Annotated in this window: 14 protein-coding genes; 6 read left to right on the top strand and 8 right to left on the bottom strand. The window is 35.9% G+C overall.

The annotated features are described in order from the left end of the window. Window positions 1–6: 6 nt before the first annotated feature. The 4 genes from radA to ACMHJ2_RS01460 form a co-directional block, all read right to left on the bottom strand. Window positions 7–1377 carry a DNA repair protein RadA gene (radA, locus tag ACMHJ2_RS01475; RefSeq protein WP_413511192.1) on the bottom strand — a complete coding sequence of 457 codons (1371 nt, stop codon included), beginning with the start codon at window positions 1375–1377 and terminating at the stop codon, window positions 7–9. 88 nt (window positions 1378–1465) lie between these two features. Beyond that, window positions 1466–2038, bottom strand: coding sequence for a hypothetical protein (locus ACMHJ2_RS01470; RefSeq protein ID WP_413511191.1), 573 nt, complete (start codon window positions 2036–2038; stop codon window positions 1466–1468). Window positions 2039–2048: 10 nt separating this feature from the next. Then, window positions 2049–2765 carry a LytR/AlgR family response regulator transcription factor gene (locus ACMHJ2_RS01465; protein ID WP_413511190.1) on the bottom strand — a complete coding sequence of 239 codons (717 nt, stop codon included), beginning with the start codon at window positions 2763–2765 and terminating at the stop codon, window positions 2049–2051. Further along, window positions 2762–3808: a sensor histidine kinase gene (locus ACMHJ2_RS01460; protein ID WP_413511189.1), complete on the bottom strand. Its 1047-nt coding sequence runs from the start codon at window positions 3806–3808 to the stop codon at window positions 2762–2764. Before ACMHJ2_RS01460 ends, ACMHJ2_RS01465 begins: the two co-directional genes overlap by 4 nt. Window positions 3809–3981: 173 nt before the next feature. Here ACMHJ2_RS01460 and ACMHJ2_RS01455 point away from each other — a divergent pair, with 173 nt between their 5' ends. After that, window positions 3982–6339: a TonB-dependent receptor domain-containing protein gene (locus ACMHJ2_RS01455; protein ID WP_413511188.1), complete on the top strand. Its 2358-nt coding sequence runs from the start codon at window positions 3982–3984 to the stop codon at window positions 6337–6339. Between the two features lie 2 nt (window positions 6340–6341). On the opposite strand, the gene ACMHJ2_RS01450 is transcribed toward ACMHJ2_RS01455, so the two are convergent. The 3 genes from ACMHJ2_RS01450 to panC are packed head-to-tail and all read right to left on the bottom strand — an operon-like array spanning window position 6342 to window position 8525. Beyond that, the gene (locus ACMHJ2_RS01450; protein WP_413511187.1) at window positions 6342–7307 is read right to left on the bottom strand and encodes a lysylphosphatidylglycerol synthase transmembrane domain-containing protein; all 966 of its coding nucleotides are present in this window, start codon (window positions 7305–7307) and stop codon (window positions 6342–6344) included. 7 nt (window positions 7308–7314) lie between these two features. Next, window positions 7315–7665: an aspartate 1-decarboxylase gene (gene panD / locus ACMHJ2_RS01445; protein ID WP_002989232.1), complete on the bottom strand. Its 351-nt coding sequence runs from the start codon at window positions 7663–7665 to the stop codon at window positions 7315–7317. A gap of 11 nt (window positions 7666–7676) precedes the next feature. Beyond that, window positions 7677–8525: a pantoate--beta-alanine ligase gene (gene panC / locus ACMHJ2_RS01440; protein WP_413511186.1), complete on the bottom strand. Its 849-nt coding sequence runs from the start codon at window positions 8523–8525 to the stop codon at window positions 7677–7679. 109 nt (window positions 8526–8634) lie between these two features. Here panC and ACMHJ2_RS01435 point away from each other — a divergent pair, with 109 nt between their 5' ends. From ACMHJ2_RS01435 to ACMHJ2_RS01415, 5 genes are all read left to right on the top strand, one after another. Further along, window positions 8635–9438 carry a glycogen/starch synthase gene (locus tag ACMHJ2_RS01435; protein ID WP_413511185.1) on the top strand — a complete coding sequence of 268 codons (804 nt, stop codon included), beginning with the start codon at window positions 8635–8637 and terminating at the stop codon, window positions 9436–9438. Between the two features lie 71 nt (window positions 9439–9509). Beyond that, window positions 9510–11123, top strand: a complete 1614-nt coding sequence (locus ACMHJ2_RS01430; protein WP_413511184.1) for a DUF4270 domain-containing protein — start codon at window positions 9510–9512, stop codon at window positions 11121–11123. A 6-nt stretch (window positions 11124–11129) separates the two neighbouring features. Further along, the gene (gene glmS, locus ACMHJ2_RS01425; RefSeq protein WP_413511183.1) at window positions 11130–12974 is read left to right on the top strand and encodes a glutamine--fructose-6-phosphate transaminase (isomerizing); all 1845 of its coding nucleotides are present in this window, start codon (window positions 11130–11132) and stop codon (window positions 12972–12974) included. Window positions 12975–13126: 152 nt separating this feature from the next. Next, window positions 13127–14638, top strand: a complete 1512-nt coding sequence (atpD, locus tag ACMHJ2_RS01420; protein ID WP_413511182.1) for a F0F1 ATP synthase subunit beta — start codon at window positions 13127–13129, stop codon at window positions 14636–14638. A gap of 23 nt (window positions 14639–14661) precedes the next feature. Continuing rightward, the gene (locus ACMHJ2_RS01415; protein ID WP_413511181.1) at window positions 14662–14943 is read left to right on the top strand and encodes a F0F1 ATP synthase subunit epsilon; all 282 of its coding nucleotides are present in this window, start codon (window positions 14662–14664) and stop codon (window positions 14941–14943) included. 79 nt (window positions 14944–15022) lie between these two features. Here the strand turns inward: ACMHJ2_RS01415 and ACMHJ2_RS01410 are convergent, their stop codons facing one another. After that, window positions 15023–15619: a hypothetical protein gene (locus tag ACMHJ2_RS01410; protein WP_413511180.1), complete on the bottom strand. Its 597-nt coding sequence runs from the start codon at window positions 15617–15619 to the stop codon at window positions 15023–15025. Window positions 15620–15969: the final 350 nt, after the last annotated feature.

Raw genomic sequence — 15969 nt, 5'->3', positions numbered from 1 at the left:
CAATTTTTATCCAAAGAGATGTTCAACTACATCTTCAATCTTGGTTACTAATACTACTTTAATCCCCGTTCCAGCGTATGAAATTTTATTATACTTAGAAACGAGTATTTCTGAAAACCCTAATTTTTCAGCTTCTAAAATGCGTTGATCTACGCGGTTAATCGGTCGAATCTCTCCGGAAAGTCCTACCTCACCGGCAAAGGTTACTCCTTTTTGAATTGAGATATCCTGATCTGAAGATAGAATCGCAGCAACTACACCTAAATCAATAGCTGGGTCATCTACGGTTATTCCACCTGTTATATTTAAAAATACGTCTTTTTGTCCTAAGCGAAAACCCGCTCTTTTTTCTAATACGGCCAATAGCATATTTAACCGCTTTAGGTTATATCCTGTTGCACTGCGTTGTGGGGTTCCATAAACCGCGGTACTCACTAGTGACTGCACCTCTACCATTAAGGGGCGCATCCCTTCCAAGGTTGCGGCAATAGCTGTTCCTGATAATTCTTCATCTTTATGTGAAATCAGAATTTCAGATGGATTAGAAACTTCTCTTAATCCACTGCCTTGCATTTCATAGATACCCAATTCGGCAGTCGATCCAAAGCGGTTTTTATTGGCGCGTAAAATACGGTATACGTGATTGCGATCTCCTTCAAACTGTAGTACCGTATCCACCATATGCTCCAACATTTTAGGTCCTGCAATACTTCCATCTTTGGTAATATGACCAATAATCAATACAGGCGTTCCCGTTTCTTTGGCAAACTTGGTTAACTCAGCAGTCGTTTCTTTAATTTGAGAAACGGTTCCTGCAGAAGATTCAATATAATCAGTATGGAGGGTTTGAATCGAATCAATAATCAACACATCGGGTTGAATCTCTTCAATTTGGCGAAAAATATTTTGGGTATTGGTTTCTGTTAGAATATAGCAATTTTCATTAAAGGGATTGATGCGCTCTGCGCGCATTTTGATTTGCTTCTGACTTTCTTCTCCAGAAACGTATAGTACTTTAAAAGGCAAGCGCAAAGAGATTTGCAACAACAACGTACTCTTTCCGATTCCAGGTTCTCCACCTAGTAGGACCATCGATCCGGGAACTAATCCACCGCCTAAAACGCGGTTTAATTCCCCATCTAATGTATTCATCCGAATTTCTTCCGCACTGTCAATTTCCTTAACTCGTAAAGGCTTAGATAGGCGTTTTGAAGTTGATGCACTAGTACTAACTGCTTTCCATGCTGTTTTTTCTTCTTTCTGAATCACTTCTTCTATTAACGTATTCCATTCCTTACAAGCAGAGCATTGTCCCATCCACTTCGCAGATTGAGCGCCACAACTTTGACAGAAAAAAGCAGTTTTTACTTTTGCCATATTAATTGATCCTTTAAATTCTAAAATTCAAATTTACAACTAAAAGCTTGAATATAGCTTCCTTGTTTGTAGGTATAACATCCCTCGTTTAGACAGATAGGTCCTGAATGCATCGCTCTCGTATCTCCCAAATTTCTGCTGCCGTATAAGGAATATGAGGATTTTCTAGCAACCATTGAACAATAAACTCACGGTGCTTGCCTAGCTTAACCTGCGTTATTTCATCGGGTTCAATCTCACATTCTTCTAATAAATCTGCTTGGAAATCACTGGCTGAAGAATTTATTCTTGTAAAATCTAAGCGCTGCCCTTTATACTGTAGATACATATGCGCTTCAGGAATATAAGGCAAATCATATTGAGTTAATGTACCTGCAATTAATGGCGTATTTATTGCATTCATTTTAAATATTCCCATGGTTAATAGAAGTTCATCAAAACCTTGTTCAATAGCCACTTTTTTGAGTACAGCGTGTTTCGTACTACAGGTGCCTTTACAATCATCAAAAAAAGAAAGTAAATCCTCTTTATTCGTATTTCTCCCATAAGGCAGCTGTTGAATAAAAACCGTAGCCTCAGCAAATGTAAAAATGGCTCTCGTTAAAAACGCTTGTGAAATACTGCCTTTTGGTTGTATTTTGAAATTAATTAGTTCACTCATACTCGTTAATTTACTTATGATTTTTTATCCAAAGTTGAAACTGATCTACATAGGTTTTTCCAATCGGAATAATTTTATCCGCTATAAATAGGCGATTGCGTTCAATCGTATCAATTTGATCTAAGCGAATAGTATACGATCGGTGGACGCGCATAAATTGTGTTTGAGGCAATTTTTTTTCTAATTCAGCAAACGTATCGAGAATAATGATGCGCTCTTTTTTTAAATGCAAACACAAATAATCTTTTAACCCTTCAACAAAGAGCAAGTCCTTCAAAAAAATCTTGATCAGTTTTCCCTCTGTTTTTACAAATAAAAATTCTGCCTCCTCAAGCTGTTTAGGTTGGGGCATATCTTTTACTACAGGTTGAAAGTGTTCTTTTGCTTTTTGAATACTCTTGTAAAAACGCTCAAAAGAAATGGGTTTCAACAAATAATCCAACACTTGATATTCGTAGCCTTTTAAGGCATATTCACTATAAGCAGAGGTTACGATATACTTGGTTTTATCTCCTAAAATATCCATAATTTGAAGTCCCGTCAATTGTGGCATTTGAATATCAATAAATAACAAATCAATCGGTTCTTCTTCTAGCACACGCAAAGCTTCCAAGGCAGACGTAGAAGCCCCCACAAGTGCTAATTGCGGAATATTCTTGGTATATTCCGTTAAAAGGGAAATGGCTAAGGGTTCATCATCTAAAATAAAGCAGCGAATAGGATTCATAGTTCAATCGTTAGGTTACAAAAATACGCAGATTCAGTTTGTTTTATTGTCAAGCTATGCTTTTCGGGAAAATGCAAAGCCAATCGCTTTTGTATATTTTCTACTCCTATTCCTTTTTGTTTGTCCTTTTGATAGGTATTAATCTTATTCTTCGATTCAAAAATCAACGTATTATTTCGCTGCACAATAGAGACAACATACGGGTGTGCGCCATCCGTCACTTCACCGTGTTTAAAGGCATTTTCGATAAATGGAAGTAATAAAAGCGGAGGAATCTGCAACAGGGGTTGCTCAATTTCTTTCTTGAATTCAATATACGTTTCTCCTTGGATTCGCATACATTCTAACTCAATATAACTATCCATATATTCAATTTCAGCCTCTAATGAAACTGCTTTTTGTTGACTTTCATAGGTAACGTAGCGCATTAAGTGGCTCAGTTTTTCAATAGCTACTAAGGCTAAATCCGATTTTTGATACACCAAATAATAGATATTATTCATGGTATTGAAAATAAAATGCGGATTTACTTGCGACTTGAGAAAGTTGATTTCTGCTTCGGTTTTCAAAGCCAACGCCTCTGTTTTTTCTTTTTGGGATTGCACAAAATGAACAATCAACCAAATGGTAATAGAGGGAATAATACAAAGACTCGCAAAATATAGGTTATCAAAAACATAGAAAGAAATAGGCAATAGTGGATTGTAATTGGTAAACCCAAAAAGCAATTGCAAGAGATACTCCTCTACAAAATAGCGCAAGCCAATAAAGGTGGCATAAATTAAAAGAATACCAAAAATGGTTCGCCCAAACTTCTTGGACCCTATAAACTTGGGAATGATATATAAATAATTGAAGTAAAAGACTATTGCACTAAGTAGTGAAAAAACAAAAGTATAATAGCGAAACATCTTCTTTTCTGCTGCTTCTCCCCAAAAAGTCAATTCATATTGCAAATTGTCGTAATTAAACTGAATGGAAGTACGAACGATAAAAACAAGCCAAAAAATAATGTGAATGAGAATAATTTGCTTCTTTGTCATGATAATTAGCTAAATACAGGGATAAAGGTACGTGTAAAAACCAAAACGTCGTTTAAATTTCGACCAACACTTCTAAAAACCCGACCAACTGTTTATCGGAAAAGAAAGGGAGTTGGTCTAAAAAAAAATCCACCGCCTTAAAGCTTTCGCATCTTTGTCTCAAACAAATGAACATGAAATACACCCTTCTCTTTTTCTTTATTTCCTTTTTTACTTTTAGTCAAACCGTTCAGCTAACGGGTAAAGTATACGAAGGCGAACAACCAACAGAATTTGCTGAAATACGCTTGCTTCAGCTTTCAAACAAGCAAACCTATTCCGCTTATACACAAGAACACGGAAACTTCGAATTTGTGATTCCACCAGCAGACTATCTGCTTATAATCTATCAATTCAACCAACAAGTTTATGAATCCCCTCTAAATCTTGAACAAAGTATGGATTTGGGTAAAATAAAACTTGAAACGGCTCAACTTTTAGATGAAGTCCATATCCAAGCACAGCACAAAATTATAGAACGCAAAATAGACCGTCTCGTTTTTAATTTAGAGCATGCTGTCGTTGGTACAGGTGGCAATGTCTTAGATGCATTGAAAGTTACTCCTGGTGTTCGAGTTTCTTCTACTGGCATTCAAATAGTAGGTAAAAGCCAAGTATTAGTTCTACTCGATGACCGTCCAACCTATATGTCTGGAGACGAATTGACCCGTTATTTAGAGAGCTTGAGTAGTGCAGACGTAAAAAGCATTGAAGTTATCACAACTCCTCCTGCCAAATACGAAGCTGAGGGCAATAGTGGTATCCTCAATATTGTCACTAAAAAACCGACTTCCGACTCATGGAATGCCTTACTAGGTACATCTTATCAACGCAGCAAAAGAAATACACTACGCCACAATGGTAGTTTTACTTTTAATCAAAAAGGGTGGAGTGTCAAAGCACAGGCAAATTTTGGTGATGCGCGCTTTTTACGCGAATGGAAGAACGATTTATACTACCCCTCTGAAACTTGGGAAAGTAGAAGTAAAACGGATGGTAGAAACAACTACTATAACGTGAATGTGGCAGCTGCTTACCAATGGACCCAAAATTGGGAAATGGGATTGAAATTTGCCAAAAACAGCTACAACTTTAGAGGTCCTATGAGCGGAAAAACGACGCGTTTCTCTAATCGAGAAATTCACTCGTTTATCACGGATGATTCGTATGAACAATCCAAATCAGACCGTTTTATCTTGTCGTATTTTAATGAAGTTAAACTTGACACTTTAGGCAAAAAAATAACCCTAGATTTAGATTACATCAACAGCGATCAACCGAGTACGAGAAATTTTTATTCTGAAACGCTAAATCCGCAAATGCACAGCCTACCTGATCATTTTCTACAAGGGGGAAACAACAATCAAAACACGATGGAAAATTATGTAGGTAAACTAGATGTGGAGCTTCCTTTAGAGGGAATAAACCTAAATCTAGGCACCAAAATATCTTCTTCAAGAACCAAAAATAATTTACAGATATATAGCAACAAGGCCAATGCAGAACCAAGCCTACAACAAAATCAATTTGATTATACAGAGCATAATCAAGCGTTTTATGTTTCAGCCAATAAAACATGGCAAGATAAACTAACCGCTCAAGTGGGCGTGCGACTTGAAGCAACCCAAACCGAAGGCTATGCTTCTGCCTTAGATCAAACCCATAAAGATCAGTATTTAAAAGTATTTCCAACGGTATATTTGAGTTATGTATTCAACGAAAATCACACGCTAGGTTTTAACTATGCCACGCGTATCAGTCGTCCAAATTTCGAGAGCCTCAACCCAACGCGATCTACCTATAACGAGTATAGCTATCACGAAGGAAATCCCTTTTTAAAACCTGCATATACTACTAACTTTGAATTGACGCATACCTACAAAAAATTAGAATCTAAAATATTTTACAGCCACTTAAAAGACGGGATTTCTCAAGTGTCACAAATTGATTCAGAAACCAAGCACTACAACTACATTTGGATGAATTATACAACGATGGACTTAATTGGAGTAACCGAGAGCTTGTATTTCAAACCTATGCCGTGGTGGAGCAGTTCCAATGAATTTACTTTTACTTATTCCTCTACACAAACCGCATTAGAAAATGAAGAAAAAGTCAAGGGAACAGCAGCCTATTTTTCTACTTCCAATGACTTCACATTGAATGCGATACAAACCCTGTTTTTGGGAGTTAATTACGAACATAGTTTTCGAGGCGTTTCAGAGAATTTTCATTCTAAAACCTATGCTGATTTAAGTATGGCGCTGAAATATTTGATGGCCAATAAGAAGATTGAACTTTCCCTTCAAGTGAATAATATTTTAAACAGTACCTACGCAACATACAAAGAGACTACGACAGCAACACAATTATTTAAAAACAATTGGGATAATCATACCCTTCGCTTTTCTGCGAGTTACAAATTTGGAAATAGCAAACTAAAAGTAAAAGAAAGAGCGAATGCGAATGAGGAGGAACTCCGTCGTTTGTAAGACTATTTTTTACGGGTGTAATACAACGGTAAAAACAAAAAGGACAAAGCCCCTAATGCCACAACAATAGCTGTTTGTGTAGTCCAAAGAATCCAGCCAAAGGCGGTACCTGCGACACTAGAAATATGATACAAAACAAGTATTTCCGTTAGGATTAAAGGAAAAGCACCAAAGCCGCCATTGGTAAAGGAAACTGCAAAACTACCTGCTACAAAAGCAGACATAAGCATCGGAAAACTCAAAATACTCGTTTCTTGTAAGGCTAATGTTCCAAAATAAAAGGTAGCGATATACCCCAACCAAATCACACAAGTATAACACAAGAATTCTATTTTTTGGGGCATTTTAAAAATGCTGTTTACCCCTTCAACAAGGCCTTTTAATTTGCGTTTAACAAACAAAATAGGTTTCCAAGTCACATACATAAAAGCGAGTACTACCAATACAAAACCTCCAAAAGCTAAAAGCCCTAATCCCAAGAGTTGATTAACGGGAACATAGTTTAGCAAAAAGCCCTTTAACAGGTCATATTGCAAAATAAGTGCGGTAACAACACAAAGCAACAAGCAGATTAGATCTACGACACGTTCCGAAACAATACTTCCAAAACTCTTATCGAAGGGAATTTGCTGGTACTTTTGTAAAACTAAAGCTCGAGATATCTCTCCCGATCGCGGAACGGTAAGATTCATGAGATATCCGATATTAATCGCCATAAAATTAGTCAGCGTTGACGAAGCATACCCCATGTAATTTAAGGCGTACTTCCAACGATAGGCACGCGCCCAAAGACTGATAATAGAAAAGATTGAAGCGATGACAATATAACTGTAGTTTGCTCTCTTAAAGTGCACAATCATCTCTTCAATCTGCTCTTCGGTAAATTTTGAAAAAGCGTAATAAACTAAAAAAACTCCCAACGCAAGTGGGAGTAAGATAGGTATTACTTTAGTAAGTGTCTTTTTCAATGATTGACTACGTTAAGCTATTGTTCTCCTCATTAGGAAAAACAATAGAAGGTCTAAATGTTTTTGCTTCTTCGAAATCCATTATTCCATATGAAATAATAATCACGATATCTCCTTGGTGCACTTTTCGTGCTGCTGGTCCATTTAAGGTAATTTCTCCACTATTTCTTGGACCTGGAATAGCATACGTTTCAAAGCGTTCGCCGTTGTTTATATTAACAATAGAAACTTTTTCGCCTTCAATCATATTAGCCGCCTCCAATAAAGCTTCGTCTATGGTAATACTTCCAATATAATGTAAATCAGCACCGGTTACAGTTACACGATGAATTTTTGATTTTACTACTTCAACTTGCATTTCGCGATAGTTTAGTTAAAAGATAAATTGTCTATTAATCGAACACCCTCAATGTGAGCAACGATAAACCCCCTATAGGCATGTCCTGCTTGCTTTACAGTGACAACCTTGAGCGTTTCTTCATCGGCAATTGTAAAGTATTCGAGGTCAAAGGTAGAATTATTTTTAAATTGAGACTCAACAAATTGATTAACTTTTTCAATCTCTTCGGTTTTAAATAACGCGTGGGCCTGTTTCAAAACGTCATATAAAAAGGTGGATTTTTTTAACCCTTCCATAGAAATGCGCTCGTTTCGTGAACTCATCGCCAAGCCATCCTGTGCTCTAAAAATCGGAACACCGATAATTTTTACCTCCAATTGTTCTTTTTCAACTAATTTTCGAATAATTTGAAGTTGTTGAAAATCTTTCTCTCCAAAATAGGCGTGGGTGGGCTGAACCACTTCAAAAAGTTTGTTTACGATTGTACCCACTCCATCAAAATGACCTGGGCGTTGAGCCCCTTCCATTTCAAACTCCAAACCGTCATAATCGAAATTTTTAGCTACCGTTTGTCCGGTATACATTTCTTCCACTGAAGGGGAAAATACGACAATATGGTCTGATAATGAGCGAATAATCGCTAAATCGCGTTCTAAAGTACGCGGATATTTTGCCAAATCTTCCGCGTTATTGAACTGCGTTGGATTGACAAATATACTAACAACAGTACACCCGTTTTCTCTCAAGGATTGCTCCATCAAAGAAAGGTGACCCCTATGTATAGCTCCCATTGTAGGAACTAAACCAATGGCTTGGTTCGTCTTGTGAAAAGTCGCTAAATAAGCTTGCAATTCGACTTTTGTATGAAAAAGAAACATCTACTTCGTGTTTTAAATAATGGCAAAATTAGTTAATTCGACAAATAACTCCATAAAATTTCGTAAATTTGGACAGTTTTATTTATTTCAACAGAAACTATTTTTGAAGATGAAAGATAAGAGGATATTGTACGTATCATCTGAAGTGGTACCCTATTTAGCAGAAAATGAAGTTTCATTAATGTCTTATGATGCACCTAAAATGATTAATGAACAGGGAGGTCAGATAAGAATTTTTATGCCGAAATACGGTAGCATCAATGAAAGAAGACACCAATTACATGAAGTAATCCGCCTATCAGGGATGAATCTCGTAGTAAATGATATGGATATGCCTTTGATAATCAAAGTGGCTTCTATTCCTAAAGAGAGAATTCAGGTTTATTTCATAGATAATGATGAATACTTCAAGAGAAAATCGACGTTTTCAGACGAAGACGGTGTACTGTACCCAGATAATGACGAAAGAGCTATTTTCTTCACCAAAGGGGTAATTGAAACAATTAAAAAATTGAACTGGGTTCCAGATATTATACACGTTCAAGGATGGATGGCTTCCTTATTGCCCACCTATTTAAAGAATTACTATAAAGACGAAGCCATTTTTGCAGATACAAAAATAGTGACTTCTATTTTTGAGGAAGGTTTTGAAGGAACATTAAGTAGTTCTATGCATACCAAAGTAGCTTTTGATGAATTGCCAAAAGGCGATATTTCGGATTTTGAAAAAGCAACTTATCACAACATAATGGTTAATGCAGTTAAGAATTCGGACGGAGTGATCCTAGCATCTGAGAACATCCCATTAGATTTAACAAAATATATTGAATCTTCTAATAAACCTTTCTTACCTTACGCAACCAAAGAAGAATTTGCTCAGGCGTATACTACTTTTTATAACCAATTTTTATAATACTAACGCATATATCGATTTAGTAGATGAATTACAAAGGCATCATAAAGACATTCGTAATCTTAGCTAGCATGGCTAGTTTACAATCTTGTGACAAAGATTTTAGTGAAGTTGGAGGCGATATTATTGGAGACAATAATTTAAATATTGACACCTATCAAGTAACTGACATGGTTACTTACACACAACCGTATGGTGCTTTGGCTACCAAAAATTTAGCCAATATGCCTTTTGGCTCTTTGGATAATGGCGAGTTCGGAAGAGCAAATAGTAGCTTTGTAACCCAAGTATTATCCTCTTCTACCTCATTCACTGCGGTAAAAGTAAATGCGGTTATTGATTCTGTGTATGTTTACATTCCGTATTATTCTCAATATGACAAAGTCGAAAATGAACTAACACTTTATAAATTATTGAATGTAACCGGAGATGGTAATTTCAATCTAGAAGTGTATGAAAATGGTTATTATTTAAACGATGTAAATCCTGGAACAGGTAAAGCAGTCGAATATTTTTCAGATGCTACTCAACAGTACGAACAATATAAAAAACCTACGCTTTTAAATGACTCGAACGATTTAAAACAAAATAAAGAGTTCTCTTTTACAAAGCAAAACATTATCGTCTACAAAAGAGATGCTAGTGGAAATATCATCAACGACGAAAAGACTGGTAAACCGCTAGAAGCAGAGAAACTAGCTCCTGGCGTATGGTTAGATTTAAATAAAAATCACTTCAAAAAATTAATTGACAACAAAGCAGTTTTAAATGATCAATCCCGATTTAAAGATTTCTTTCGAGGTTTATATTTTAAAACTTCTGGCAATAGTTCAGTAGGTGCATTAGGCTTGTTGAATTTAGCACAAGGAAAATTAGTTATCAAATATCATCAAGAAGTTGAAGAAACAGATGGCGAAGGAAATGCTATTAAAAAAACAGAGCGTGGAAGCATCTCACTACCTTTTAGCAATGCATCATCAAGCGACACGACTATTGCCTTTGGATCTACCATCAATGTTAGTTTAAATACTACGGTTGGAAATACGCATACAGAAAAAGGAAATACAACAAATGGAGATCCTTTATTGTATGTTAAGGGAGGTGAAGGAAACGTTGCTGTTATTGATTTATTTAATAAAAATGATTTTGAGGAATTGAAAAAATTAAAAGACTTGAATCTTTTAATCAATGATGCCATCTTAACAGTGCATGTCGATGATGCGGCCATGAATAAAAATCAAATTCCACAGCGCTTGTACTTATACAACTATGACAATGGAACGCCAATTTCTGATTTTCTAAATGACAATTCTGCAAACTCGGAGTACAGTAAATTACTTTATGGAGGAATCTACCAAGCAGCCATTGAATCTAGCAATATCAAAGGGAATACGTATAAATTTAGATTGACGGAATACATTCGCGCCATCCTAAAAAATAAAGATTCAAAAAGTCCAAAACTAGCTATTGCAGCAACTTTTAACTACAATGAAGCGTTATTAAATACCGTTAAAAACGGGATTAATAGCAAGTTGAAAACAGATATTGAAAACACACCTGAAAACGTAACTTATGTACCCGCCTTATCAGCAATGCAACCTTTAGGTACAGTAATTTACGGAACGAATACGAGCTCAACCAAAAAAATGACACTACAAATATTTTATACTAAAACTAAAAACTAATTATTTATGTGTGGAATCGTTGGATACATAGGTCATAGAGATGCATATCCAGTAATTATCAAAGGACTAACTAGACTAGAATATCGAGGATATGACAGTGCTGGCTTAGCTGTTTTTGATGGAGAAACGATTAATCTTTGTAAAACAAAAGGAAAGGTTGCCGATTTAGAAGACAAAGCTACAGAAGCAATTAAAAAAGGAACAATAGGTATTGGTCATACTCGTTGGGCAACGCATGGTGTACCTAACGATGTCAATTCACATCCTCACTTCTCCAATTCAGGCCAGTTAGTTATCATACACAACGGAATCATTGAGAACTATGATTCTTTAAAACAAGAGCTTATTAAACGAGGATATACTTTTAAATCAGAAACCGATACAGAAGTATTAATCAATTTGATAGAAGACGTTCAAAAAACGCAAAAAGTAAAACTAGGAAAAGCTGTTCAAATTGCACTTAACCAAGTAGTTGGCGCCTATGCAATCGCAGTAATGGACATCAAAAAACCCAATGAAATTGTAGCGGCTCGTTTAGGAAGTCCACTTGCAATCGGAATTGGCGAAAATGAGTATTTCATTACTTCGGATGCCTCACCTTTCATTGAATACACGAACAATGCCATCTATTTAGAAGATGAAGAAATGGCTATTATTCGTTTACATAAGCCTTTAACCATTCGAAAAATTAAGGATGACTCCTTAGTAGATCACTATGTTCAAGAATTACAATTGAACTTAGAGTCGATTGAAAAAAATGGGTATGATCATTTCATGCTGAAAGAAATCTATGAACAACCTGATGTAATTCGCGATACGTTTAGAGGTCGTTTACTAGCTGAAAAAGGGCTAGTTAAAATGGCTGGAATCGAAGACAATTTAGATAAATTCATCAATGCAAAACGCATCGTTATCGTTGCGTGTGGAACCTCTTGGCATGCCGCATTAGTAGCTGAATACGTAATTGAAGAATTTGCAAGAATTCCCGTTGAAGTAGAATACGCTTCAGAGTTCAGATATAGAAATCCAATTATCAATCCTAACGATGTGATTCTTGCTATCTCTCAATCTGGAGAAACAGCAGACACCTTAGCTGCTATCAAATTAGCTAAGACGAAAGGAGCTTTTGTATTTGGTGTATGTAATGTTGTAGGATCTTCGATTTCCAGAGAAACTCATGCCGGGGCTTATACCCATGCAGGTCCAGAAATTGGCGTTGCTTCAACCAAAGCTTTCACAACCCAAATTACCGTTTTAACTTTAATTGCATTGCGTTTAGCAAAAGCAAAAGGTTCTTTATCTAATTCTGAGTATTTAAAATATTTACACGAATTAGAACTGATTCCAGAACGCGTCAAAGAAGCACTTACCCAGAATGAAGAGGTTTTAAAGATTGCAAAAGTTTACAAAAATGCAACCAATTGTTTATATTTAGGAAGAGGATATAACTATCCTGTAGCACTAGAAGGAGCTTTAAAACTAAAAGAAATATCTTACATCCATGCGGAAGGATATCCTGCAGCAGAGATGAAACACGGTCCAATTGCCTTGATTGACGAGCATATGCCTGTTATTGTAATTGCACCAGACCAAATGCACTATGACAAAGTAGTGAGCAACATCCAAGAAATTAAAGCCCGTAGTGGTAAAATCATTGCTGTTGTAACCAAAGGTGATAAACAAGTAAGAGAGTTAGCAGATCACGTAATTGAAGTACCTGGTATATCAGAGGCATTAACCCCTATTCTTACCACAATTCCTTTACAGTTATTGTCTTACCACATTGCCGTTTTAAGAGAATGTAACGTTGACCAGCCACGTAATTTAGCGAAGTCAGTAACCGTTGAATAATTTAAAAATGCGAACCCTAAATAGGCTCGCATTTTTTATATATAAATAAATTTTTAATCATTTTCATATTAAGAGAAAAAAACTATCTTTGCACTCTGAAAAAGTAGTTTTTTTCATTAAACGTAAATAGCTGTTAAATAAATACATAAGCAATGTCTAAAGTTACAGGAAAAGTTGCGCAAGTTATCGGTCCAGTAGTTGACGTAGTGTTCAACACAGGGAATGCCGAACTTCCAAAAATTTATGATTCATTAGAAATCATTAAACCAGATGGTTCTAAATTAGTACTTGAAGTACAATCACACATTGGAGAAGATACAGTTCGTACAATTTCAATGGACTCAACAGACGGATTAAGTAGAGGTTACGCAGTAGCTGCTACAGGATCTCCTATTCAAGTTCCAGTTGGAAAAGAGGTATTTGGTAGATTGTTTAATGTTGTTGGAGACGCTATTGATGGTCTAGGAAACTTACCAAAAGAAGGAGCAAGTGGATTGCCAATTCACAGACCTGCACCAAGATTCGAAGACTTATCTACTTCTACTGAAGTATTATTCACAGGTATCAAAGTAATCGATTTAATTGAACCTTATGCAAAAGGTGGTAAAATTGGATTATTCGGTGGTGCTGGAGTAGGTAAAACAGTATTGATTCAAGAGTTAATTAACAATATCGCAAAAGGTCACGGTGGACTTTCTGTATTCGCAGGAGTTGGAGAGCGTACACGTGAAGGAAATGACTTACTTCGTGAGATGTTAGAGTCAGGTATTATCAAATACGGAGATGATTTCATGCACTCTATGGAAAATGGAGGTTGGGATTTATCAAAAGTAGATAGAGCTGGTATGTTAGACTCTAAAGCTACTTTCGTATTTGGTCAGATGAATGAGCCACCAGGAGCACGTGCTCGTGTTGCCTTATCAGGTTTAACAATTGCTGAATACTTCCGTGATGGTGCTGGAGACGACCAAGGAAAAGACGTCCTTTTCTTCGTTGACAACATCTTCCGTTTTACACAAGCGGGTTCTGAGGTATCTGCCTTATTAGGGCGTATGCCTTCTGCAGTAGGTTATCAACCAACGTTAGCAACAGAAATGGGTGCAATGCAAGAGCGTATTACATCAACAACAAAAGGATCTATTACTTCAGTTCAAGCGGTATATGTACCTGCGGATGATTTAACTGACCCGGCGCCTGCTACAACTTTTGCCCACTTAGATGCTACAACGGTATTGTCACGTAAAATTGCAGAGTTAGGTATTTACCCAGCAGTAGACCCTTTAGATTCTACTTCTCGTATCCTAACGCCTTTAATTTTAGGAACGGAACACTATGCTTGTGCACAAAGAGTAAAAGAAATCTTACAGAAATACAAAGAATTACAAGATATTATTGCAATCTTAGGTATGGAAGAATTATCTGAAGATGATAAATTAGCAGTACACCGCGCACGTCGTGTACAACGTTTCTTATCTCAACCTTTCCACGTAGCTGAGCAATTTACAGGTATCCCAGGTGTTCTTGTAGATATTAAAGACACAATCAAAGGATTTAATATGATTATTGACGGTGAATTAGATCATTTACCAGAAGCAGCTTTCAACTTGAAAGGTTCAATCGAAGAAGCGATTGCAGCTGGAGAGAAAATGCTTGCTGAAGTTTAATAATCATCTAAAAAAGAACTATTATGAGATTAGAAATTGTATCACCTGAAGCTACCTTATTTGCTGGAGAAGTTACTTCTGTATCTGTTCCAGGCGTTGATGGTGAGTTTCAAATGCTAAACAATCACGCCGCTATTGTTTCATTATTGACAAAAGGTAACGTGAAGTTTACAGGCAGTAACATTTCTATTAAAGAGCCTTTTAATTCAAAATTCATTAAAGTTAGCAACGATACCTATCATTTGCCAATCCAAATGGGAACCCTTGAGTTAAATGACAACAAGATTATTATTTTAGCTAATTAATAGCTTAAAATCACAAATATAAAAAAGCCTGATTCTTGCGAATCAGGCTTTTTTTATATCCAAAACCAAGACGTTTTTCTTATTTTACTGTAATGACCAACCCCTGACTTTTACTATATCCTCCTTTTATAGCTACAACTTTAAATGTGCCACTTTTAGTAGGTTTCCAAGGATTGCTAATCAACACATCATCAGAAATTACCAATTCAGCATTTGTGATGCTCATACCATCGTCATTCCTAACATCAAAGTAAATCCTATCACCGACTTCAAACGTTGTCATCCCAGTTACCGTAGTTACCGTCAAAAAGGGATATTCAAATCCATTCTCAGGATCAGCCTCTATCACTTTAATACGAATTGGAGAACTATCCTTTACACCCTCAGATTTGCCAACGATTTGATATTCTCCAAGTTTGTCAAATTTATAATAAGACGAAGTTTCTACGCCGTCAATAAAATAGCGCACATGATTGTTATATATATTCAATACATCTCCATCTACTGTATACGCACTAAAAAACACTTCTTTCCCCTTTTTAACTGTATTGTTCTCTGCATCTGAACGGATAACCAATTGTTCTCTTTTTTCTTCTACTTTGTTATCATCACTACTACATGCAACATTGAGCACAGTGAGGCATACTATTGCTAAAAATACCCTTAATTTCTTCATGTTAATTTGTTTAAATTTTGTTAATAAAATGATTCGGAAGATATAAAAAAAATTAACGCGTTGAAATATTTCAATAAAAATATATATTTACAACACTTACTCTCAACTAAATAAGAAAAAAATCTTTAATACTATATTAAATAATATTTTTAATTCTGTTTTTTTTTAGGAAATTACTTGGAGAACACCAAGTACACTCAGTATGTAATACGGACGAAGGAAGTATCGCATTGGTTATTCAAACTTTGTTTTATAGAATGTAGCAGTATTGAATAGATACTTCTCCTTCATTTCATACAAGATAAGTAATGAAATGCTTTTTAATTCAGGATAGATATGGAAATTAAAAC

It is taken from the genome of Myroides odoratus (assembly GCF_965118575.1).
Lineage (GTDB): Bacteria > Bacteroidota > Bacteroidia > Flavobacteriales > Flavobacteriaceae > Flavobacterium > Flavobacterium odoratum_B.
Note: the sequence above shows the minus strand (reverse complement) of the source record. Positions and strands in the feature narration are given on the sequence as shown.